The 23,264-nt window shown below is 66.1% G+C and carries 19 protein-coding genes; 5 read left to right on the top strand and 14 right to left on the bottom strand.

The genetic code is table 11. From position 1 onward, the window contains the following. Positions 1-237 precede the first annotated feature (237 nt). Genes hisF through QUE25_RS13040 form a run of 3 tightly spaced genes read right to left on the bottom strand, consistent with a single transcriptional unit; the run spans position 238 to position 4,723 of the window. Positions 238-1,005, bottom strand: coding sequence for an imidazole glycerol phosphate synthase subunit HisF (gene hisF / locus QUE25_RS13050; RefSeq protein ID WP_286265707.1), 768 nt, complete (start codon positions 1,003-1,005; stop codon positions 238-240). A 42-nt stretch (positions 1,006-1,047) separates the two neighbouring features. Next, positions 1,048-3,771, bottom strand: coding sequence for a DEAD/DEAH box helicase (locus QUE25_RS13045; RefSeq protein ID WP_286268569.1), 2,724 nt, complete (start codon positions 3,769-3,771; stop codon positions 1,048-1,050). A gap of 13 nt (positions 3,772-3,784) precedes the next feature. After that, complete coding sequence (locus QUE25_RS13040; protein ID WP_286265705.1) at positions 3,785-4,723, bottom strand: diacylglycerol/lipid kinase family protein; 939 nt, start codon at positions 4,721-4,723, stop codon at positions 3,785-3,787. A gap of 129 nt (positions 4,724-4,852) precedes the next feature. Between QUE25_RS13040 and QUE25_RS13035 the strand changes: the two genes are divergently transcribed. Further along, on the top strand, positions 4,853-6,202 hold the full coding sequence (locus QUE25_RS13035; protein ID WP_286265703.1) for a metallophosphoesterase: 1,350 nt from the start codon (positions 4,853-4,855) through the stop codon (positions 6,200-6,202). A 3-nt stretch (positions 6,203-6,205) separates the two neighbouring features. Here the strand turns inward: QUE25_RS13035 and QUE25_RS13030 are convergent, their stop codons facing one another. From QUE25_RS13030 to hemW, 7 genes are all read right to left on the bottom strand, one after another. After that, positions 6,206-6,961 (bottom strand): 16S rRNA (uracil(1498)-N(3))-methyltransferase, encoded by a 756-nt coding sequence (locus QUE25_RS13030; protein ID WP_286265699.1) that lies wholly within the window; start codon positions 6,959-6,961, stop codon positions 6,206-6,208. After that, entirely contained in the window at positions 6,961-8,175 is a 1,215-nt protein-coding gene (gene dnaJ / locus QUE25_RS13025) for a molecular chaperone DnaJ (RefSeq protein WP_286265696.1), read from the bottom strand. Before dnaJ ends, QUE25_RS13030 begins: the two co-directional genes overlap by 1 nt. Before the next feature lie 13 nt (positions 8,176-8,188). Then, positions 8,189-9,202 carry a heat-inducible transcriptional repressor HrcA gene (hrcA, locus tag QUE25_RS13020; RefSeq protein ID WP_286265694.1) on the bottom strand — a complete coding sequence of 338 codons (1,014 nt, stop codon included), beginning with the start codon at positions 9,200-9,202 and terminating at the stop codon, positions 8,189-8,191. 75 nt (positions 9,203-9,277) lie between these two features. Continuing rightward, on the bottom strand, positions 9,278-10,069 hold the full coding sequence (locus QUE25_RS13015) for an inositol monophosphatase family protein (RefSeq protein ID WP_286265693.1): 792 nt from the start codon (positions 10,067-10,069) through the stop codon (positions 9,278-9,280). 10 nt (positions 10,070-10,079) lie between these two features. Then, a complete protein-coding gene (locus tag QUE25_RS13010; RefSeq protein WP_286265691.1) occupies positions 10,080-13,202 on the bottom strand; it encodes an alpha-amylase family glycosyl hydrolase in 3,123 nt (1,040 codons plus the stop codon). A gap of 69 nt (positions 13,203-13,271) precedes the next feature. Then, positions 13,272-14,132 carry a DUF3097 domain-containing protein gene (locus QUE25_RS13005; protein ID WP_286265690.1) on the bottom strand — a complete coding sequence of 287 codons (861 nt, stop codon included), beginning with the start codon at positions 14,130-14,132 and terminating at the stop codon, positions 13,272-13,274. A 61-nt stretch (positions 14,133-14,193) separates the two neighbouring features. Beyond that, the gene (gene hemW / locus QUE25_RS13000; RefSeq protein ID WP_286265688.1) at positions 14,194-15,405 is read right to left on the bottom strand and encodes a radical SAM family heme chaperone HemW; all 1,212 of its coding nucleotides are present in this window, start codon (positions 15,403-15,405) and stop codon (positions 14,194-14,196) included. A gap of 84 nt (positions 15,406-15,489) precedes the next feature. Here hemW and QUE25_RS12995 point away from each other — a divergent pair, with 84 nt between their 5' ends. Both QUE25_RS12995 and QUE25_RS12990 read left to right on the top strand, forming a co-directional pair. Continuing rightward, on the top strand, positions 15,490-15,849 hold the full coding sequence (locus QUE25_RS12995; RefSeq protein WP_286265686.1) for a cupin domain-containing protein: 360 nt from the start codon (positions 15,490-15,492) through the stop codon (positions 15,847-15,849). Between the two features lie 47 nt (positions 15,850-15,896). After that, on the top strand, positions 15,897-16,718 hold the full coding sequence (locus tag QUE25_RS12990; protein WP_286265684.1) for a class I SAM-dependent methyltransferase: 822 nt from the start codon (positions 15,897-15,899) through the stop codon (positions 16,716-16,718). Here the strand turns inward: QUE25_RS12990 and lepA are convergent. The 3 genes from lepA to QUE25_RS12975 form a co-directional block, all read right to left on the bottom strand. Further along, complete coding sequence (lepA, locus tag QUE25_RS12985; RefSeq protein WP_286265681.1) at positions 16,715-18,550, bottom strand: translation elongation factor 4; 1,836 nt, start codon at positions 18,548-18,550, stop codon at positions 16,715-16,717. The two genes, QUE25_RS12990 and lepA, sit on opposite strands and share 4 nt — an antisense overlap. Before the next feature lie 106 nt (positions 18,551-18,656). Further along, the gene (locus QUE25_RS12980) at positions 18,657-19,322 is read right to left on the bottom strand and encodes a hypothetical protein (protein WP_286265679.1); all 666 of its coding nucleotides are present in this window, start codon (positions 19,320-19,322) and stop codon (positions 18,657-18,659) included. A gap of 122 nt (positions 19,323-19,444) precedes the next feature. Continuing rightward, on the bottom strand, positions 19,445-20,152 hold the full coding sequence (locus tag QUE25_RS12975) for a hypothetical protein (protein ID WP_286265678.1): 708 nt from the start codon (positions 20,150-20,152) through the stop codon (positions 19,445-19,447). 324 nt (positions 20,153-20,476) lie between these two features. Here QUE25_RS12975 and rpsT point away from each other — a divergent pair, with 324 nt between their 5' ends. Further along, positions 20,477-20,737, top strand: a complete 261-nt coding sequence (gene rpsT / locus QUE25_RS12970; protein ID WP_286265675.1) for a 30S ribosomal protein S20 — start codon at positions 20,477-20,479, stop codon at positions 20,735-20,737. A gap of 86 nt (positions 20,738-20,823) precedes the next feature. Here the strand turns inward: rpsT and holA are convergent, their stop codons facing one another. Then, positions 20,824-21,843: a DNA polymerase III subunit delta gene (gene holA, locus QUE25_RS12965; protein ID WP_286265672.1), complete on the bottom strand. Its 1,020-nt coding sequence runs from the start codon at positions 21,841-21,843 to the stop codon at positions 20,824-20,826. A gap of 155 nt (positions 21,844-21,998) precedes the next feature. Here holA and QUE25_RS12960 point away from each other — a divergent pair, with 155 nt between their 5' ends. Continuing rightward, positions 21,999-23,243, top strand: coding sequence for a tagaturonate epimerase family protein (locus QUE25_RS12960; RefSeq protein ID WP_286265670.1), 1,245 nt, complete (start codon positions 21,999-22,001; stop codon positions 23,241-23,243). Positions 23,244-23,264 lie beyond the last annotated feature (21 nt).

Raw genomic sequence — 23,264 nt, 5'->3', positions numbered from 1 at the left:
TGCCGTGATGGCAGGCGAGGGAGCGCTCCGTCAGTTGACGAAGCGCTAATGAAGTACGAGACCCTGTCGGTTGTGCACGTAGCCATGATTGCACGGGGCACCAACCGCGACCAAAACCTGTCTCGCATCGCGAACAGCCGGGCGCCTGGCAATGCGTCCTCGTCAACGCTTCGAACAGCCTCCTGACACGCCCGGATGTCGCCAACCGCAGGCAGGGCCGAGGTGGTGTGCGGTCGCTCAGGCGAGCCGCACCGGGAAGCCCGCGGCGTCCAGCGCCTGTTTGACCTGTGCGACCGTGAGCACCCCGAAGTGGAAGACGCTCGCCGCCAGCACGGCGTCCGCGCCGGCTCGTGCTGCGTCGACGAAGTGGCTGATCTGCCCGGCTCCTCCCGACGCAATCAGCGGGACGTCGACGACCTGCCGGACTGCTTCGATCATCTCCAGGTCGAAGCCGTCGGTGGTGCCGTCGGCGTCCATCGAGTTCAGTAGCACCTCGCCGACACCGCGAGCGCAGGCCTCACGAACCCATTCCAGTGCGTCCAGGCCGGCCGGCCTGCTGCCGCCGTGGGTGGTGACGCCGTAGCCGGACGGCATGCCGGCCTCGCGCCGGGCGTCCAGGCTGAGCACCAGCACCTGATTGCCGAAGCGTCCGGTGATCTCGTCGATGACCGAGGGCTGCGCGATCGCGCCGGTGTTGATGCCGACCTTGTCCGCCCCGCAGCGCAGCAGCGCGTCCACATCGTCGACGCTGCGGATGCCGCCGCCGACCGTGAGCGGGATGAACACCGTCTCGGCGCAGCGCGTGACGACCTCACGGGTGGTTTCGCGTCCCCTGGATGAAGCGGAGATGTCGAGGAAGGTGATCTCGTCGGCGCCCTGCTCGTTGTAGCGGGCGGCGAGTTCGACGGGATCGCCCGCGTCGCGCAGGTGCTGGAAGTTGACGCCCTTGACCACCCGACCGTCGGTGACGTCGAGGCACGGAATCACGCGAATAGCCACAGCCATACCGCACAGGTTATCGGTCCGACGCCAGCCGGCGGCGTCCGGTCAGTCCTCGTCGACCGCGAAGTCGGCGATGTCACGGCGCATCACCGTGACCAGCTGGCGGCATTTCGGGGCCAGCGCCTCGGTGCCGGGAGCTTGGGCGATCTGTCCGGCCAGGTCGATCACCTGGCGCACCCAGCGGACGAAATCGCCGGCGGGCAGCCCGCTCGAGTCGAGCACCGCGGCCAGGCCCACTCCCGATGCCCACTGGTAGGCGGCGTCCGCGAAACCGATATCGGGTGCCGGGGTGCGCTCCACACGGTTGTCGCGCTCGACAATCCCCAGATCGCGCCAGATCCGGCGCACCCGGCTCTGCGCCTGTTCGCTGGGCGAGTCCGGCATCGTGCGCATCTGGCCCTGCTGATCGCCGCGCGACTCGTAGACCAGGCTCGACAGCACCGCCGCCAGTGCGGGCACCTCGAGGTCGTCGAATACGCCGTCCCGGATGCTCTCGGCCACCAGCAGATCAAGCTCGTTGTAGATGCGCGTCAGCATGGCGCCGCGCTCGGTGAGCCGGTCCCCGTCGAGGTAACCGAGGGAATCGAGGACCCCGCAGATCCGGTCGAAGCGATTCGCGATCGACTGCGCGCGCGCCTTGGCCTTGGCCCGGGTGCGTTCGTGACCGCGAGTCAACCGCAACGCCTGCTCGGCGGCCCGCGCGTGCTCCTCCCGATCGGGGCAGTCATGGCACGGGTGGACGCGCAACTGAGCCCGCAGCTCGGCGATCTCATCGGCCAGTTCGGCGTCGGCTCGCGGCCGGCCGGTCCGCACCGGGCGCTCACCCAGCGACTCGGCCCGCGCGGCCAGCGAATTCGCCAGCTGCCTGCGGTCGGCGGCCGAGCGAACATCGAATCTCTTGGGCACCCGCACCCGCGAGATCGCCGTGACCGGCTGGGTGACGTCGCGGTCGGCCAGCTGGACGATCTGGCGTCCCGCCGTCATCACCGTCGGCCAGGGCTGATGCGCCACCGCGGGGGTGATGACCGCGGCCCAGCCCTGATGCTTGCCGGCCGGGATCCAGAAGACGTCGCCGGCCTCCAGGTCTGTCAGCGATCCGGCGATCTCGGCGCGATGATCGCGTTTGCGTTCCTTGGCCGCCTCGGCCTCCAGCGCCCCGATGCGGTCGCGCAGTTCGGCGTACTGCCGGAAATCGCCGCGGTCGCACTCCGCCTGCGCCCACAAGATCTCGGCCTGCTCGTCATCGCGGCTGGCCTGCCGGGCCATCGCAACCACCCGCCGGTCGGTCTGGAACTGCGCGAAGCTCTGCTCCAGCAGCGCGCGGGCGCGCACCCGTCCGATCGACCCCACCAGATTGACCGCCATGTTGTAGGTCGGCGCGAAACTCGACTTCAGCGGATAGGTTCGCCGCGATGCCAGCCCGGCCAGTGCCCGCGGGTCCATTCCCGGTTGCCAGAACACCACGGCATGACCTTCGACGTCGATACCGCGTCGTCCGGCCCGGCCGGTCAGCTGGGTGTACTCGCCGGGGCTCAGCTCGGCGTGGGTCTCGCCGTTGTACTTCACGAGCTTCTCGACCACCACTGTGCGGGCCGGCATGTTGATGCCCAACGCCAGTGTCTCGGTGGCGAAGACAACCTTCACCAGACCTTTGACGAAACCTTCCTCCACGATCGCCTTGAAGACCGGCAGCAGTCCGGCGTGATGGGCGGCGATGCCGCGTCCGAGGGCTTCGATGAAGGTGTCCCAGTCGAGCGCGCGTTTGTCGGCCGCGGTCAGCATGCCCACATGTTTCGCGGCGATCTGCAGCAATTGCTCGCGTTCGGCACGGTCGGTGAGCCGGATGTCGGATCCCAGCATCTGGCGAACTGCCTGGTCGCAGCCCTGTCTGCTGAAGATGAAGAAGATCGCGGGCAGCAGATTCTGCTGCTGCAGCACCTCGACCGCGCCGTCGCGCCGGGGTGCCCGGATGACGCCCTCCCCACTGGCGCGTTGCCGCGCTTCGATCTTGCCGCGCACCCGGCGGCCACGCATCCGCCGGGAGTCATCGCGGGTGACCCGCGCGTCGGCCTTCGCCAGCCGCAGCAGCTCCGGATTGACATCGGCCCGGGACTGCGGCAGCGGTACTTCGGTGGGTGCTTGCCCCGCGAACAGGTCGTACAGTCTGCGGCCCACCAGCACATGCTGATAGAGCGGGACGACGCGGCGTTCGCTGACCACCACATCGACCTCGCCGCGCACTTCATCGAGCCACTCGCCGAATTCCTCGGCATTGGAGACCGTCGCGGACAGCGCGACCAGCTGAACCGAATCGGCCAGCCCGAGGATCACTTCCTCCCAGACGGCGCCGCGGAACCGGTCGGCCAGATAGTGCACCTCGTCCATCACTACCGAGGAAAGCCCCGACAGGGTCCGCGAGCGGGCATAGATCATGTTGCGGAGCACCTCGGTGGTCATCACCACGATCGGCGCCTCGGAGTTGATCGAGGTGTCACCGGTCAGCAGGCCAACATTGTCTGCACCGTGCCGGGCCACCAGATCATGGAACTTCTGGTTGCTCAGGGCCTTGATCGGGGTGGTGTAGAAGCACTTCGTGCCCTGCCGCAACGCCAGCCAGCAGGCGAACTCCCCCACCACGGTCTTGCCCGACCCGGTCGGGGCGGCCACCAGCACGCCATGTCCCGAGGCGAGCTTCAGGCAGGCGTCGGTTTGGAAGTCGTCAAACGAAAATGAGTAGCCCGCAGCGAACTGCGCGACCACGTGGGCCAGCCCTGCCTCCGGTTCAGTCATTACCCACCACGATAGTCAGTGCCGACGGCACGCAGCTGATGCGCAACGGGGTGGCCCCGAGTTCTTCGCCGTCGGCCATCGGCACCAGCCCGTCCCCGTCGACGATCACCTCGTGCGCCTGCAGCTGGGTGATCGCCGGATGCTTGACGAAACCGGGGCGGAACAACAGGGGGAAGAGTCTGATCAGCGTCCATCGGCTGACCGGCCCGATCATCATGATGTCGAGCAGACCGTCGGTCACATCGGCGGCCGGGCACAGATGGATGCCGCCGCCGACGTAGCCGGCGTTGCCGACCGCGGCGATCACGGCGCGGGTATGCAACGGCCGGCCGTCGATCGTCAACCGGTAGTTCAGCGGCCGCAGCTGCGCCATCTCGGCGAGCAGCGACCACGCATACGATCTCACCTTCGCGTGATTGACCCGATAGTTGACCTTCGCGTCATAGCCCGTGGAGACGACCGAGCCCACATATCGTTGCTTGTGGCCGTCGGTGAGGTCGCCGGTGACCAGCGCCAGGTCGATCATCTTGGTGTGCCCGGCGATGATCGCCTGAACCGCCTCGGCGGGTTTGCGCGGGATGCCCACACCGCGCGCGAAATCGTCACCGGTGCCGGTGGGAATGATCGCCAATGGGATGTGGCTGCCTGCGCAGGCATTCAGTCCCAGGCTCGCCATCCCGTCGCCGCCCATCATCACCAGCACATCCGGACGGCGGCCTGCTTCGGCCGGTGCGGCTTGGGCCACCGCAGCGAGCGCCAGCTGCCGGGCGTCGTCGAACGAACGCGTGCGCATGATCCGCAGCTCGGAGTCGGGCAGGCCTTCCTGGAGGGCCGCCTGTACCCTGGGCAGCAGGCGGGTCGCGCGCCCTCGTCCCGATCGAGGATTGACGACAACGGTCACGACATGCCGTCGACGCTGAACACCTGCCATAGGTGGGGAATCTACCGTGAATGGGCTGGTGGGCGGCACGATTCTGCTCGGGGCGTGAGCGGCAATCTGCGGAACCAAATCGGTATTTCGAACGCCCAGGGGGTAGGTTAAGGGTCTGTGGATTACCAGTTGAGCACTGCCACCATCGATGCACCAGCAGCAGCCGACTCGTTTACCCGGGGCAGGGTGCTGGCCACCGATCTCGAAGTGTTGACCGTCACCCCCACCAGCGTCGTGATCAGCTGGGTCACCCATGCAGCCAGGCTGGGCATCGCCATCCCCAAACCGGTCGCCGTCGGAACCGAGGTCGCCATCGGCCCGGTGGGCGGCCCGATGCAGTTGGTACACGAGGATCCGACCCCACGGGTCTACCACGTCGTGGAGATCACCGGTCTCGAGCCGGGCCGAACCTACCAGTTCCAGGCATCGTCGGAGGGAAAGCTGGCCGCGGCCGCGCTGCGTCCCACCCGGGTCGTCGGGTGCTGCGAGCGCACCCGCCAGTTCACGACGCTGACCGTGCCGAAGGGCCGCTATCTGACCACGGTTGCGGTGGTCAACGACATCCACATCGGCGAACGCCGGCAGGGCATCGTGCTCGGGGCATTGCCGACCTCGGTCTGTCCCCGGCCGGATCAGGCGGATTACCCCCGGATGATGTGCGCCGCTGCGCTGGACGAACTGACCGGCCGCCATGGCCGGCCGCTGCTGATCGCCAACGGAGACATCACCTACGACAACACCCCCGAACAGAACCGGATCGCCCGCAAGCTGCTGGACGGCTACGGCACCGAACTGGTCGACTGGGTCGCCACCCGGGGAAACCACGATCATCCCAGGCGTGATGACGACCCTTTTGGTGATTACTTCGTCGGCTACCAGCAGGCCCAGGCCGTATCGGAGCCCAGCGGGCTGCGGGTGCTCGCGATGGATTCCACCCGCGGGTCCGGGGGCGGCTGGATCCTTCCCGGCCAGTACGCCCAGATCATGGCCGAGCTGGAGACCGACCCGCAGCGTCCGACCCTGGCGACCACGCATCACCCGGTCACCACCGATGCGGCATGGTCGTCGGCATCAGGACCGCAGTTCATGCTGCGCGGGCGTGACCGGCTACGGCTGCAGCTGATCGAACGCCAGGCGCCCGGGGTGTTTCTGCACCTGGCCGGGCACACCCACCGGATGCGCCGCGACCGCGCCGATCTGGCCGACACCAACGCGCGCTATCTGGAGAACGCAGCCTGCGCCGCCTATCCCGGCGGCTACAGCTTGATCCATCTGTTCGAGGGCGGCTACCTGGTGAATTTCTGGCGGGTGAGCGATCCGACTGCGCTGCAGTGGATCTACCGCAGTCGCTGGCAGTCGCTGGGCATCGGCGCCCACCTCATGCTCGGCTCCACCGCGGACCGCAACCACCGGGTCGATATCGATCTGTCAGGACTGCGGCCGAGCGGGCGTACGGTACCGGCCGAACTCGGGATCTGAGAGCTAGCCTGCCTGCCGGGCGGCCAGCACCTGCAACTGAGCCAGACTCACCACGCCCGCGCTGGAGGTGCGCAGCACCCCGTCGCCCAGGCTCACCGCCGTGGCACCGGCCTGCTCGAAGCACCGGAGTTCATCGGGGCTGATGCCGCCTTCGGGGCCGATGATGACGACCACCTCACCGGTGGCCGGAACGTCGACGCTCGCCAGCCGAATCGTCGCTTCCTCGTGGGCGACCAGCGCCAGATCGGCGCCCGCAATGACGTCCACGATGTCGGCGGTGGACGCATACTCGACGTCGGGCACCCGGAATCGACGAGACTGCTTGGTGGAAGCACGGGCAACCGCCTGCCACTTGGCGAGGCCTTTCGCGGACTTGTCGGGGATACCTGCCCGGGCGTCCCAGCGGACCACGCTGCGCGAGGCCTGCCAGGCGATGATGCGGTCGGCGCCGAGCTCGGTCAGGGATTCAACGGCTATCTCGGAGCGTTCGCCCTTGGCCAGCGCTTGGACGATCGTCCAGCGGTGCCTGCCCGGCGCGGCGATCAGCACCTCGTCGATGCGCACCACAAGCCCCTGCTTGCTGGTCTCGATCACCGGCCCGCGGATCGCCCGTCCGGCTCCGTCGGCCACCAGCAGCTGCTCACCGACGCGGGTGCGCTTGACCACCGCCGCGTGGCGTCCCTCATCGCCGCCAAGCTCCACCAGGCCACCGGGACGCGGATCAGCACCCAGATCGGCCAGGTAGAGCGCGTCGGTCATCAGCTGAAGACGTCCTTGAGGCGGTTGAAGAAGCCCTTCTCCTCCGGCTTGGTCAGCACCTCCGGACCGGCCTCGCCGCGCAACCGAGCCAGCTGGGCCAGCAGCTCGCGCTGCTCGGCGTCCAGCTTCGTCGGGGTCTGGACGAGCATGGTGACACCCAGGTCGCCGCGCGGGGTCTCACCGCGACGGTTGGTCCGCAGGCTCGGCACGCCGTGGCCCGCCATGACCAGGCGGGTGCCCGACTGGGTTCCGGCCGGCACCTCGACGTGTACCTTGCGGCGATCCTCGGGGCAGTCGGGCAGCTCGGATTCCAGGGTGTCGATGTCGATGTGGGTGCCCAGCGCGGCCAGCGCCATCGGCAACCTGACGACCATTTCGAGATTGTCGTGGTCACGCCGGAAGACATCGTGCGGCAGCACCTGGATCTCGACGTAGAGGTCGCCGGCGGGCCCGGCACCGGGTCCGATCTCGCCCTGACCGGACAGGTGAACCCGGTTGCCGGTGTCGACACCACCGGGAATCTTGACATTGATGGTGCGCTGCTGGGAGATGCGGCCGTGGCCGGAGCATTCGGGGCAGGGTTCGGGAATGATGTTCCCGAAGCCCTGGCACGACGGGCAGGGCTGCGAGGTGCGGATCTCGCCGAGGATCGAGCGCTGCGAGACGATGATCTCGCCGCGTCCCTGGCACCGGGTGCAGGTAACGGGCTCGCGATTGTCCTTCGAGCCGGAGCCGTTGCAGGCATCACACAGCACGTAGGTGTCGAAGGTGACCGGCTTGGTCACCCCGAAGACAGCCTCCGGCAGCGTCAGCTTGGTGCGAATGAGTTGATCCTGGCCGCGCCGGACGCGGGACTTCGGCCCGCGGCTGGCGGTGGTCTGGCCGAACATCGCGCCGAACAGATCGCCGATGTCGAAGCCCTGCCCGCCGGCGTAGGCGTTGAAGCCGGAGAAGCCACCCATCCTCGAGAACGGATCACCACCGGCGGCGCCGTGACCCATCGGGTCACCGCCCCGGTCGAAGACGGCCCGCTTGTTGGGGTCGCTCAAGACCTCGTAGGCCTCGTTGACCTGCTTGAACTTCTCTTCGGCGTCCGCATCGGTGGCCACATCGGGATGCACCTTCATGGCCATCTTGCGGTAAGCCTTCTTGATCTGCTCCGCACTGGCATCCCGGGGCACGCCCAGTACCTGGTAGTAATCAGGGTTGCTCATCAGTTGTTCTCGTTCATCCTTCTGCCAGGAATCTGCCGACATAACGGGCGACGGCCCGCACGGCGGAGATCGTTGAGGAATAGTCCATCGACGTCGGCCCGACCACGCCCAGCGAAGCCCAGACCTCGTCGGAACCGTACTCGCTTGCCACCAGCGAGGTGCTGTGCAACGGGACGTACGGATTCTCCTGGCCGATACGCACCGTCACCTCACCAGGATGCTCGGCGACCGCATCGCCCAACAGACGCAGCAGCACCACCTGCTCTTCGAGCGCATCCACCACCGGGCCGATCGCCTGCTGGTAGGACGCGCCGTAGCGCATCAGATTGGGCATGCCCGCCACCACGACCTCATTGGACGGGTCGTAGGCCAACATGGTGCGCAGCGCTGCCACGATCAGGCCGAGCCCGGCCTCATCGAACTCCGGTTCGGCGGCCAGCTCGGCGAGCGCGGCGTCGGCTTGCTGGGGCTTACGGCCCGCAACGGCGGCATTGAGCCGGCCGCGCCAGGTCTCGAGTTCGTCCTCGGTGTACTCGCTCAGCGTCACCGGATGCTGGTCGATGCGGGCGGTGGAATCGATGAGAATCACCAGCACCCGATCGCTGCTCAGGCTGATCACCTCGACATGCCGCACGGTCGCAGAACTGGATGCCGGGTACTGCACGATCGCGACCTGACGGGTGAGCTGGGCGAGCAGCCGGACGGTGCGATGGACGATGTCGTCGACATCGACTGCCCCGGCCAGGAAACTCGAGATCGCCCGTCGTTCGGCGCTCGACAGTGGCTTGACGGTCGCCAGCCGGTCCACGAACAGCCGGTAGCCCTTGTCCGTGGGGACGCGCCCGGCGCTGGTGTGTGGCTGGGCGAGATAGCCCTCCTCCTCCAGGACCGCCATGTCGTTACGGATGGTCGCCGGGGAGACATCCAGGCTGTGACGCTCTACCAAGGCCTTCGAGCCGACCGGCTCGCGGGTGGCCACGTAATCGGTGACGATGGCGCCGAGCACTCTCAGCTTCCGGTCGTCCATCGTTCTCCCCTCCTTGGTCGCTGGCACTCCACAATTCCGAGTGCCAAGCTTACCCCGCGTGCCGGCGGACGCCAGTCAATGGGCCTCAGGCGGATCCCAGCGTCCGGCCACGTCGTCGGCCAGCCCGGCATCGGTCGACGCACAGATCGCCTGAACACGTTGGCTGCCCGGGCCGTAGCCCCGGCCGTCGACCTGGACGGTCGCGCCGCCCAACTCGCGCACCATCAATAGGCCGGGCAGATGGTCCCACGGCATCGGCCTGCGGTAGACGAAGAAATCGGCCTCCCCGCGAAGCAGCTGCGGATAGTCGAACCCGGCGCAGAAATTCGACCCGACGGGCTCGGCGAAGCCGTCCGCCGAATCGAAGCACTGCCAGACCCTGCTGGCTCCGCCGGCGCGCGCCGGGCGGTGTGCCTCGACCCTGGTCATCGGCTCACCGTTACAGGTCACCCCCGCACCGCGCTCGGCCACATAGGCGCGTCCCGCCTCGGGCTGCCAGATCCACGAGCGCGTCACCTCGCTGCGACGGATCTCGGCGATCATCACGGCATAGTCGGGCGATCCCTTGACGAAGTTGCCGGTGCCATCGACCGGGTCGACGGTGTACGCGAGGTCGGCCACGCCCAGGCCCTCGCGAATCGAGGGATCGGCGTAGCTGGCTTCCTCCCCCACCACCAGGCAGCCAGGATTGCGCGCCAGCAGCGCGGCGGTCAGCAACTTCTCGGATTCCCGATCGGCCACGGTGACGTAGTCACCCGGCGATTTCTCGTCGATGTCGTTGCCACTCAGCGCCCGGAACCCGGGCCGGATCACCCGATCGGCGACCTCGACCATCAGTTCGAGTATGTCGTCGTGCGTGTCTACCATTCCTCACCGCCTATTCAGCCAGCGCGGCAGCGTCCAACCGCCGACGGCGGCGAGCAGGGAAACCCCGGTAGTCGAAAACGGGCGATTGATCGGACGCCGCTGCCAGGACCGCGATCGACCACGGCTCTACGGTATAGCTGCCTTCAATCACGTCCCCATCGGCCGGCGGCCAGCAGTTGCCGACCGATTCGGCCCACGGAGCGGTGTCGATGAGGCGGTGCCACTTGAGGTCGCGGCGCGAGATCTCGGTGGAGTCCGGCACCTTGAACACCGCCGGCGACGTGTACATATTGATCATGACCAGGTAATCGGTGCCACCCACACCGGCGCCGTTGATCAGCACCGTCAATTGCCGGTCGGTCAAGCCGGGTTCCCGTGAAAGGTCGGGGCAATAGTACAGGTAGCTCACGTTGTCGGAATCCAGTTTTCCCGAACCCCAGGTCTTCTGGCGCAAGGTCACATCCAATGCGCGCAGCCGAGCGGTGAACCGGGCAAACCGGAACATCGGGTTGACATTCGGCGCTGAATCGCATTCGCCCACCACATCGAAATAGGACGCCAGCTCCGGATTGTCGGGGTCGACCGGCAGCCGGGTGGGGGTATTGGACGACAGCTGGGCCCAGTTGTTCCACATCCCGATGGTGTTGAGATTCCACGGATTGTTGTTTCCGTTCTGGGTGCGGCCGTACTCGTCCCCGCTGACCACCATCGGGACGCCGCGTGCGCACATCAGCGTCACCCAGTTGTTGCGCCACCGGGTGCGCCGCAGCGCCTGATCGCCGCCCGAGTCCCAGGAGTTGTTCTGCGGACTTCCGCCGTCCGAGGGTCCGAAGGGGAAGGGCTGGTCGTTGATCGGCTCATTGAAGCTGACCAGGTCGAACATGGTGAAACCATCATGGGCAGTTACGAAATTGATGGACTTCTGCGGACCGGCATTGTCGTTGAAATGCAGCCAGTCGCCGTTGAACAGTTCGATGAACGCGCGGGTATTGCCGTCGCCTTTCAGGTAGTGGCGCACCGCATCGCGGAAACGGCCGTTCCATTCTCCCCACCCGGACGGGAAATTACCGACCTCATATCCCCACAGATCCCAGGCCTCGGCGATGACCTCGATACCGCGATCATCGGCCCAGTCGACGACCTCCCGCAACAGCGGGTGGGCGTTGAAGAAGCGCCGCCTGCCGCCCCAGTCCTCTTTGTCCGATGCTGACGGGAAGCGTCCGAGCACGGTGGCCAGATCGAACCGGAAGCCGTCCACGCCCATGACGTCATGCCAGTAGATGAGCGAATTCATCACGACATCGCACATCGCCCGGGTCGAGAAGTTCGTCTGGTTGGACGACCCGGTAGCCCCGTCGACGATGTACCCGTCGGAGGTCAGATCGTAGTAGTGCGTGGTCGCGAATCCGCCGAAGCTGGTGAACGCCGCCGAATCGATGTCGTGGTCCCAGTTTCCGCCCTCGGCGGTGTGGTTGAAGACCACGTCGAGGTAGACCTCGACGTCGTGCTCGTGGAACGTCCGCACCATTTCCTTGAACTCACGGGTCGGGCCGCCCGGCGACTTGTCATGGGCATAGTCGCGGTTCGGCGCGAAGAAACCGATCGTCTGGTAGCCCCAGAAGTTGGTGGTGCCATTGACCGCACCCACCTGATCGGAGTCGGTCTCGTGCACCGGGAGCAGCTCGAGCGTGGTGAAGCCGAGGCCCTTGAGGTAAGGCGCGAGGTAGGCCGCACCGGCGTAGGTGCCCCGCAGCTCATCGGGGAGATTGCGCACGTCGTCGAACAGTTCCTCGCCGGCCAGCAGATCGCCGAGCTTGGCTGCCGACGGATGCATGGTGAGGTTCTTGATGTGACCCTCATAGATCGTCACATCTTGAGCGGGACGATTCGGCGCCTCCCCCGTACCGGTGTTGTCGCTGATGACCACGCCCTTCGGGGTGAACCGGCCGGAATCGACGCTGCGGCGCACCCTGCCGTGGTAGTCGCCGCCGCCGGTGGCGAACACGCCCCGGTCGGCTCCGGCCTTCAGGATGCGGGGGCTGAGCGGGACATGGCTGATCTCCCGGGCATAGGGGTCGAGCAGCAGCTTGTTGGGATTGAAATGGTTGCCCTCCGAATCCCGATCGGAGATGAAACCGGCCAGGGAACCCGGCTGCCAGTCGGGGTCCACATCCCAGTTGGTGCCCCAGACGCGATAGCCGTAGAGCTGTCCGGCCACCACGCCGACCAGCTGGCTGCGCCACGCACCGTCCTCCCCCTTGACCGCATCGAACCGGTGGGTGGCGTCGGCCCCGATCTCCTCGTCATACAGTTCGATCGCTACTCGCGTCGCTTTCGGGGCATAGACAGCGAACGATGTCATGTTCTTTTGGGCGTCGAAGGTGGCTCCCAGCGGCCAGCCGCCGAGCTCCCACATCTCGGGGGCGAACGCCGTGACCGAATCGTCCTGTGCGGGCGGCACGTAGGGGCGGTCGGCCGGGGTTGTCAGCTTCTGCTCGGACAGCGCCTCCACGTCCTCGTGGGACAACGTCTTCACATCTTCGACGGACAGCACTTCCTCACCCTCGGGGGGCAGCGTCTGGACGCCCTCGGCTGCAGGTGCGTGCTCGCCTTCATTGGACAGCGGCCGCACGCCCTCGACGGGCAGCGTCTTCGCGCGCTGGGCGGGCGGGGACGGCTCCTCGGTAGGGGCCGACTCATCCTCGGTAGAGGCCTGCGCGTCCTCGGGAGTTGTCTGCGCGTCTTCGGGAGGTGCGGGCTGCTCCTCTTCGTCTGGCTGGACGTCGGCAGGCTGAACCTGGACGCCCTCGGGCTGGTCCTCGGCGTCCACGGTCTGGGTATCCCCGGCGTCCACGGGCTGGGCATCCTCAGCCTGGATCTCGGCAGGCTGATCCTCGGCTTCCTGCGGCTCAGCTTCTTGCGGCTCAGCACCGGCGGTCGGGGTGTCCTCGGGCTGCGCCTGGTCGTCCTCAACGGGCAGCGTCTCATCCTCGGCAGAGGGGGTCTGCTCGTCGCGAGGATCGGCAGCGGGCGCCTGCTCACTTCGAGTGGGTGGGGTGGGGGTCTTCTGACAACTGGTGTGGTTAGACTCGCCCCCGGCTGGGGTAATCTGCTCAGCTCCGTTTTCGGTCATAAGGTCGACGATAACGTAACTCGCGGCTGGTCGGCTCGGCTTGATCCAGCCGACCGCAATGCGACATGGTCAGCCGATCTCATCCAGATGGTCCTGAGTGACGAAGTCAATGAGCTTTTCGACCTCGCGATTGAAGTCCGGATCCAGATCGCGGAAGGTGTGCACCCGCCCGAGCATCGACTGCCAGGCATGCGCGATGTCGGTCTGATCGGAGTGCGGCAGGCCGAGCGCGGCCAGCGTGCCCTTCTTGAAATCGACATCGCGGGGCACCTGCGGCCAAGCCTTGATGCCGATGACCTCAGGTTTGATCGCCTGCCAGATGTCGATGAACCGGTGCCCGGTGATCTGGACGACGTCGCCGTAGCCACCGTGGGCGACCTGCTGGGCGATCCGGGTCTCCTTGCTGCCGCTGACCAGATGGTCGACCAGCACGCCTAGCCGGCGTCCGGGCTCGGGCTGAAACTCGGCCACGATCGCGACCAGATCGTCGATGCCGCCCAGGTATTCGACGACCACCCCGACGTGGCGCAGATCGCCGCCCCAGATCTTCTCGACGAGTTCGGCGTCGTGGCGACCCTCGACGTAGATGCGGCTGGGCAGCGCCACCTTGGCCTTGCCCTCCGGCACAGCCCGGGCGCCCGAGGCGGTGTAGCGCCTGGTGGACCCGGTACGGGGCGGAATCCGCAGCGCAACCGGCTTGCCGTCGAGCCAGAACCCGGGGCCGACCGGGAAGCTGCGTCGTTTTCCCCGGCGATCCTCCAGGATCACCAGGCCGTTCTCCCAGCCCATGATCTCCCCGACGAATCCGGACCCCGGGTCCTCGACCACCATCCCGAGTCGCATCGGGATGTCCTTGGTTTGCGGACGCCGGTTGCGCGCTGCCCTCGGGTCGAGCACGTCACGGCCATAGCGATCATTGGAGAGTCCCACCTGCGGAAGGCTAGTAGCCCGGGCGCCCGGATCCGGACAGGACGCGCGAACAAACGCGGTCTCAATCCAGCAGGTCTCTGATGACCGCATCGGCCAGCAGCCGGCCATCCAGCGTCAGCCTGATGCGCTCGTCCTCCCGCTCGATCAGGCCACGAGCGGCAAGCGCGGGCAACCGACCACGTTCGCTGGCCGTCAGGACCTCGACTGACAACCCGTCGGAGATCCGCAGTTCGAGCAGCACCCGCTCGATCCGGCGGGTGTCCGCGTCCAACACCTCACGGGCCTGGGCGGGGCTGTGGCCAGCCTCCAGCGCAGCTGCATAACGCGCCGGATGCCGCAGATTCCACCAGCGCACCCCGCCGACATGGGAGTGCGCGCCCGGGCCCACCCCCCACCAGTTGTCGCCCCGCCAGTAGGCAAGATTGTGACGCGCCCGGTGGGAGCGATCACGCGCCCAGTTACTCACTTCGTAGTTCTCGTAGCCGGCCGCTTTCAGCCGGTTCTCGGCCATCAGATAGTAGTCGGCCTGCCGATCGTCGTCGGTCGGTGGGATCTCGCCGTGGGCCACCCGGCGCGCCATCGCGGTGCCGGGCTCGATGACCAGAGCGTAGGCAGAGACATGATCGGGATCTGCGGCAATGACCGCGTCCAGACTGGCCTGCCAATCCTGCGGCCGCTCGCCGGGCGTGCCATAGATCAGATCCAGGCTGATCTGGCCGAACCCGGCCTGCCGGGCCAGGCCGACCAGCTCGAGCGCGCGCCCGGGGGTGTGTACCCGGTCGAGGGTGGCCAGCACATGCGGGACAGCGGACTGCATACCGAGACTCAGCCGGTTGATGCCCCCGACCAGCAGTGCGTCCAACTCGGCCGGGCCGATAGTCTCCGGGTTGGCCTCGGTGGTGACCTCCGCGCCGGGACGAAGCCCGAAGCGCCCGGCGATATGTGCAAGCACCTCGGTCAACTGAGATGGCCTCAATAGCGTCGGGGTGCCACCACCGAAGAAGACCGTGCTGACCTCGGGTGCCTGCTCGCCCAGCACCCGGGCGGCCAGATCGATCTCGGAATGCACCGCGGCAAGCCACGCGTCCGGCCCGCCGCCGGGGCCCAGCTGATCGGCCGTGTAGGTGTTGAAATCGCAGTAGCCGCACCGCACCCGGCAGAACGGCACGTGCACATAGAAACTCAGCGGGCGCCCGGTCACCTCGCGCAATGCCGAGGCGGGCAGCGCGCCGTCGGCGGGAGCCGGATCACCAGGTGGCGGAGCGGAAGGCATACCACCGAAGTTATGTCACCGCGACGAGCGGTTCCAGCTGAACGACACTTCACAATAAATACTGCTTAGGCTAGCCTTCTTCTTATGAGCACAACCGCAGTCAGCGAATCCACCGTCGTTCTCGATATCAACGAGCAGCTTCCCGTCGTCACCGAATCGACCACATCGCGGGTCATCGTCAACAATCCCCTGCTGCGGGTGGTCGATTTCACCTTCGCCGCCGGCCAACTGCTCACCGAGCACTCCTCCCCGCGAGCGGTCGTGGTCACCCTGCTGGACGGCGAAATGGACTTCGAAGTCGAAGGCCGGTCGAACATCCTGCACGCCGGTGACGTCATCTATCTGGCGCCCGATGCCCGTCATGCGCTGACCGCGCTCACCGACTGCCGGATGCAGTTGGTGATGGTGGACACCACCGCACACGACTCCTCCGCACAGCACTGATCCGGGCACCCGCGCAGAAGACAACCTCCCAGAAAAGAGTGGATCCCATGACCGAAACCACGTACTCGGAAAAGACCGGCGGCCCCACGACCTCCGAAGAACACCGCGCGGCCGGCCACTGGTTGCTGGCCAAGATGGGCAAGCGGGTGCTGCGTCCCGGCGGCATCGACCTGACCCGCCGGCTGCTCGGCAGCCTGCAGATCTCCTCCGCCGACCGGGTCGTCGAGCTCGGCCCGGGCATCGGCCGGACCGCCCAGCTCGTCCTGGACGGTGGCTACGCCACCTATACCGGAGTCGACCCGAACGAGGACGCCCGCCGCCAGATCGCCGCGGTGCTCGCCGGGCACCACGATGCGGCAGTCCGTGAAGGCGATGCCCGCGCCAACGGCCTACCCGATGGCAGCGCGGATGTGGTGATCTCCGAAGCCATGCTCACCATGCAGTCGGCGGCCGACAAGTCCACGATCGCCCGTGAGGTCTTCCGCACGCTGGCGCCGGGTGGACGCTGGGGGCTGCATGAGCTTTCCCTGAAACCGGACGACGTCGACCAGTCCGTGGTCGACCAGATCTCCAAGGCGCTGTCGCGCACCATCAAGGTAGGTGCCCGTCCCCTGACCACCAGGGCCTGGACCGAACTGGTCACCGAGGCGGGCTTCGAGATCGAATGGACCGATCACCATCCGATGAAGCTGCTCAGCCCGACCCGGATCATCGCCGACGAGGGCCTGCGCGGCGCGCTGCGCTTCTTCAACAATGTGCGGCGCAACCCGCAGGCCCGGCAGCGCATCATGGCGATGCGCAAGGTCTTCCGCGCCAATCAGGATCACCTGGAGGCGGTGGCCCTGATCGCCCGCAAGCCTGAGCGCTAGCGCTTGTCCTTGCTGGTTTCGCCGGTCGACAGCGCGGCGACGAAGGCCTCCTGCGGGACTTCGACGCGTCCCACCACCTTCATGCGCTTCTTGCCTTCCTTCTGCTTTTCCAGCAGCTTGCGCTTGCGGGTGATGTCACCGCCGTAACACTTGGCCAGCACGTCCTTGCGCATCGCGCGGATGGTCTCACGGGCGATCACCCGTGCCCCGATCGCGGCCTGCACCGGCACCTCGAACTGCTGGCGCGGGATCAATTCCTTGAGCTTCGCGGCCATCGCCACTCCGTAGGAGTAGGCCTTATCCTTGTGGACGATCGAGCTGAACGCGTCCACCGGTTCGCCGTTGAGCAAAATGTCGACCTTCACCAGGTCTGCAACCTGGGTGCCCGCCTCGTCGTAGTCCAGCGACGCGTATCCCCTCGTCCGGGACTTCAATGAGTCGAAGAAGTCGAAGACGATCTCGGCCAGCGGCAACTCGTAGCGCAGCTCGACCCGGTCTTCGGACAGGTAGTCGAGCCCGAGTTGGACCCCGCGGCGGCCCTGGCACAGCTCGATGATGGTGCCGATGAACTCGGCCGGGCTCAGAATCGTCGCCTTAATCATCGGCTCGTAGACTTCGGCGATCTTGCCCTCGGGGAACTCGGACGGATTGGTCACCTCGTGCTTGGTGCCGTCTTCCATCACCACGCGATAGTTCACGTTCGGCGCCGTGCTGATGAGATCGAGGTTGAACTCGCGCTCCAGGCGTTCGCGCACGATCTCCATGTGCAGCAGACCGAGAAAACCGACACGGAAACCGAATCCGAGGGCAGCCGAGGTCTCCGGCTCATAGGTCAGCGCGGCATCGTTGAGCTGGAGTTTGTCCAGCGCCTCGCGCAATTCGGGGAAATCGTCACCATCGATCGGATAAATGCCCGCAAAAACCATCGGATTGGGGTTGCGATAGCCCGCGAGCATCTGCGAGGCGGGCCTGGACGACAGGGTCACCGTATCGCCGACCCGCGATTGGCGCACGTCCTTAACGCCGGTTATCAGGTATCCGACCTCTCCGACGCCCAGAGCGGACGATTTCACCGGCTCGGGCGAGATGACGCCCACCTCCAGCACCTCGTGGGTCGTTCCGGTCGACATCATGAGGATGCGATCGCGATGCGCAATCTCGCCGTCGACGACCCGGATGTAGGTGACCACACCGCGATAGGAGTCGTAAACCGAATCGAAGATCAGTGCGCGGGTGGCAGCATCGGGGTCCCCGGTCGGCGCAGGCACGTGGGCGACGATCTGATCGAGCAGCTCGGCGACACCCTCCCCCGTCTTGGCGCTGACCCTGAGGATCTCGTCCTGCTCGCAGCCGATGATCGAGGCGAGCTCGCGGGCGAACTTCTCGGGCTGCGCGCCGGGCAGATCAATCTTGTTGAGCACCGGAATGATCACCAGGTCGGCTTCCAGCGCCAGGTAGAGGTTGGCCAGTGTCTGGGCCTCGATGCCCTGGGCCGCGTCCACCAGCAGCACTGCACCCTCGCAGGCGGCCAGCGACCGGGAAACCTCATAGGTGAAGTCAACGTGCCCGGGCGTGTCGATCATGTTCAGCACATAGTCGTCGCCAGCGCTGCTCCACGGCATCCGCACGGCCTGGGACTTGATCGTGATGCCGCGCTCGCGCTCGATGTCCATCCGGTCGAGATACTGGGCGCGCATCGCCCGCTCGTCCACCACGCCGGTGAGCTGCAGCATGCGATCGGCCAGTGTCGACTTGCCATGGTCGATGTGGGCGATGATGCTGAAGTTGCGGATGATGGCCGGGTCAGTGCGACCAGGTGCAGGAACAGGCATTCACTTTCCAGTCGTGGTTGTTGGCAGTCATGGACGCACTCCGCGCCGCCGCCCATCCTCCCACGACCGGGGCGGTCCCCCAACTTCCCGGCAGCCGACCGGCGGCTCAGCGCGCGCGGCGGCGTCCGAAACCGAGCAGGCCCAAGAAGCCGCCGAAACCGATCAGCAGCGCCCCCGCGATGCGGGCGACCAGACCCACCAGCCACCAGCCGTAGGCGTTCAGCAGCATCCCGCGGATCGCGTTGCCCATGAAGAAGTTCTCGGAACGCAGCTCGTAGAACTGGTTGATCTTGCGAGCCAGGTCGTACTCGGTTTCGGGATCCTTGATCTCCATGCGGGCCAGGCCGGCGATCTCGCCGGGACCCATCTCCGGATACTGCTCTTTGAGCTCGGCCTTCAGTTGCTTGTTGAGTTCGGCAGCCAGATCGCCGACGCCCGCGTAGGTCGCCTGGTCCTCGGGGACGCCGGCGCGCTCGGCGGCGACCTTCATATGCGCGAGCACATAGTTGTCGGCGTAGATGCGGGCCTGCGGACCGTTGCTGAGGGTTTCCCCGGCGTGCAGACTCAACAGTTCGGCGTCGTCGGGGCTGATCAGGCCGGTCTTGAGTTCTTGGGTGATGAGCTCGGGGGCAGGCATGGTGATGTCTTCGGAACCCAGCTGATCGGAGACGAAACGATGGGCAAACGAACCGCCGATCATCGCGCCGGCACCAACCACGGGCAGCACAACGCTGAAGACTCGAGAGAGCGCCCGATAGACCGAATCTGCCATCGTTCCTCCACATCCGCGATGATGACCTGTCCGCATTCTAGGGGCATGAGCAGAGGGACGAGCCAGCGGCCTGACTCGTCCCTCGTGATTGCTCGAAACTGCTGCTACCTGCCCGGTTGCTGCTACACGCCCGTAGCGGACGACTCGGCGCCGGCAGTGGTGCTCTTGCCCTTGAAGATGAACCCGAACGCAGTCAGCGCGACACCGACGACGATCAGCGCCCAGCCCGCGGCCTGAGCGATGGTGCCGACCAGCCACCAGCCGTAGGCGTTCAGCAACATGCCGCGCAGCGTGTTGCCGTCCAGGAAGGTGTCCATCCGCAGGGTCTGCAGCTTGGCGGCCTGCTGCGCGTTCTCGTAGGTGGTGTCGGGATTGGCGATCTCGGCGGCGGCCTGCGCTGCGATCTGGGCATCCGTCGCATTGGCGTTCTCCGGCAGAGCCTTCAGCTCTTCCTTCAAGGCATTCGTGTACTTGGTGACCAGCCCACCGATCGCGCTGTAGTTCGCCTGATCTTCAGGCACACCGGCAGCCTTGGCCGCTGCGGCCATGTGAGCGTGGATGTAGTGGTTGGCGAAGACCTCCGCCTGCGGACCGGTGGTCATCTCCTGACCTGCGTACTTGCGAAGGGCTGCGGCGTCGTCCTCACTGATCCTGCCCGCAGCCAACTGGGAGTCGATGCTCTCGTTGGTCGCCATCGTGATCGACTGATCGGCGAGTTGGTCGCTGACATATCCGTGCGCGAAGTTGCCGCCGATAAGCGCAACCACGCCGACGAGTAGGAGAACAACCCCAACGATCTTCGATAGGGTTTTGTAAACCTGAGTTGCCATCAATGTTCCTTTGTCTCAACTAACGACGCCGTTTCCCGAGAATCGGATGTTCGAACGAGCAACCACTGCGGGCTCGGACCTCCAGGGGAACAAGTTATTCAATAATCAACAGTTCTATTGTAAATGGTTGAACCTTGCAAATCCGCTGCCAGGCAACGTGGGTGATGTCAGTTCAACGCGTGCGACTCGATGCGCATTCCTGGACGACAGTGGTTTGGGCTGCCCGGAGGCCATGTGGTAGCGTGATCAGTCGCGCGTTCAACCAGACGTCAGCCTGATTGTGCGCTACCCAGTCCAGACCAACGACTCAAAGAGGCTCACCAAGTGGCGAACATCAAGTCGCAGAAGAAGCGCATCGGCACCAACGCCAAGGCAACCGCACGTAACAAGGCCGTCAAGTCGGCCCTGCGTACCCACATCCGCAAGTTCCGCGAGGCTGCCGCCGCCGGCGACGCAGAGAAGGCGCAGGAGTACGCCAAGGTTGCGAATCGCGCCCTCGACAAGGCTGTTTCGAAGGGCGTCATCCACAAGAACCAGGCTGCGAACCGCAAGTCCGCGATCTCGTCGCGCGCCGCGGCTCTCTGAGTTCTCGGACTTTCAGAACCTTTCGGCAAGCGCCCTGACCCAGCTGGGTGGTCAGGGCGCTTGTTGTGTTGTCCCACGGGGCCGGCTCAGCGCGCGCGTCCGGCCTGGCGAGCCTGGTCGACGGTGCGCAGGAGTTGCTCCAGGGCAAATCCGGGATCGGCAGCTGCACCCTTCACCTGCTCGTCGGCCCGCGCGACCGCCCGGATGGCGATCGAGACCGCCTGGCTCGACCAGTCACGCGACAGCCGCGACAGGTCCTTCAACTTCCACGGGGGCACGCCCACCTGCCGGGCCAGGTCGTTGTCCGGCATCCGCGCCGAACGCAGTTCGAGATACTTGCCGAGACCTCGCAACGAACCGGCGAGCGCGCTGGTGACCAACACCGGGGCCACTCCCGTCGACAACGCCCAGCGCAGCTTCTCCAGTGCCGGCCCCGGACGCCCGGCCAGGGCATCGTCGGCAACCGCGAAACTGGTGACCTCCGCGCGTCCATCGAAATAGCGACGCACCATCGTCGCGCTCAGCTGCTCCCCCTGATAGTCGGACGCCAGCTGGCGCAGCGCACCGGCGAGCGAACGCAGATCGGTTCCCACTGCATCGATGAGGTCCTGGGCGGCCTGGACGTCCATGCCCATGCGCAGCGATTTGGCCTCGGCGGCGACGAACTTGGGCAGCTCCCAGGCCTTGACGGGGTCCGCCGCGATCCGGGTGACCTTCGCCTTCTTGAGCGCATCGATCAGGGCTTTGCCCTTGAGGCCACCGCCATGGACGAGCACCAGGCAGAGCTCGGGATAGGGCTCCAGCGCGCTCTGCCGGACCAGCGGCAACGCCTGTTCGGGCAAGCTCGCCAGATCGTTGACCACCACGATGACCCAGGACGCGAACAAGCTGCCGCCGATCAGATCGGCGAAACGTCCATCGGCCAGTTCGGCAGCGTTGACCTCGGTCAGTTCGGCATCGGGATGCTCGCGGCGAGCTTGGGCGACGCGTGCGGCGACGGCCCGTTCCGCGAGCAGGGGCTCAGCGCCCTGGACGAGCAGGGTGCTGCCGAAAACCGACGATTGTGCCACCGCTCCATCGTGCCATCTGGTGCTGTCGACTGCCATCCGCACCTGACCCGAACCCAGGAGACTCAGCTCAAGGCGGCCCGATCAGAACCCCGACCCTGACGGCAACCGGTGGCAAGAACGGCCGCGGGGTCGCTGCTGTCGGAGGTGCCCGCTAGAGTCGATGAGGCAAGGATTACCTCTGAGGAGACAGCATGACGATTGGGAAGTATTCCCTCGGCGCTGGCGACCGTTTCGGCAAAGAAGGCGCTGCACAGGTCGCGGCATTCGAAAAGATCAAGGCAGACGGCGTCGATGTCGACATCGTCTGGAACAAGTCCAACCGCGAGCACACCATTATTGGCACTTCGCCGGTCGACCAGCGCAAAGCTGCCGATGCTGCTGTGGCCAAGACCGGCTGGAAGGGCCAGTACTTCGTCGACGCCGACCACATCAACATGACGAACGCCGATTGGTTCATCGACTCGTGCGATTTCTTCACCATCGACATCACTGATCTCATCGGCAAGCAGACCACTGCGGAGAATGCGGCGGCTTTCCTCGAGCGCGCGAAGCCGCTGCTCGGCGAGCACACCATTGCCGGGCTGGACGCTCCGGTCGTCGTCACCGAAGGGGTCCTGAACAAGATCGCCCAGCGTTACCTGTTCGGCCTGGAGGATGCGAAGCGGCTCTACGATCGCATCGTCGAGAAGGGTGGCGACATCCGCCACGTCGAGCTGGCCATGGACGAATCCCCGGAGCGGCAGGGCCCGGCCGATCTGCTGGTCGTCTTGTCGGAGGTCGCCCACGAGCAGCTGCCGATCGACACGGTCGCGGTGAAGTTCGTCGGTCGTTTCAACAAGGGCGTCGACTACGTCGGCGATGTGGACGAGTTCCTCGCCGAGTTCCGCGCCGATGTCGCGGTGATTCAGTACGCGATCAAGAAGTACGGGCTGCACGAGAACCTCAAGCTGTCGGTGCACACCGGCTCGGACAAGTTCTCCATCTACCCTGGCATGGGCCAGATCATCCGCGAGCTGAACACCGGCCTGCACCTGAAGACCGCCGGCACCACCTGGCTGGAAGAGCTCATCGGCCTGGCCGAGGGCGGCGGCGAGGGCCTGGCGATCGCCAAGGAGATCTATCGCACCGCCTACGGCATGCTGGACGAGTTGACCGCGCCGTACGCCGACGTCATCGACATCGACCCCGCGGCGCTCCCGAGCCCGGACGAGGTGGACGCCTGGACCGGCAAGCAGTTCGCGGACGCGCTGCGCCACGACCAATCCAATCCGGCCTACAACCTGAACCTGCGGCAGCTGCTGCACGTCTCGTTCAAGCTCGCCGCCAAGATGGGCCAGCGCTACCTGGACGCTCTGGACGAGCACCGTGAGCACGTGGAGCGCAACGTTACCGAGAATCTCTACGAGCGCCATCTGAAGCCGCTGTTCGAGGCCTGATCGGTTTCGTCGGACTACTGA

The organism is Brooklawnia propionicigenes, from assembly GCF_030297015.1.
Lineage (GTDB): Bacteria > Actinomycetota > Actinomycetes > Propionibacteriales > Propionibacteriaceae > Brooklawnia > Brooklawnia propionicigenes.
The sequence above is the reverse complement of the archived record's forward strand: the minus strand, read 5'-3'. Positions and strand labels throughout refer to the sequence as shown.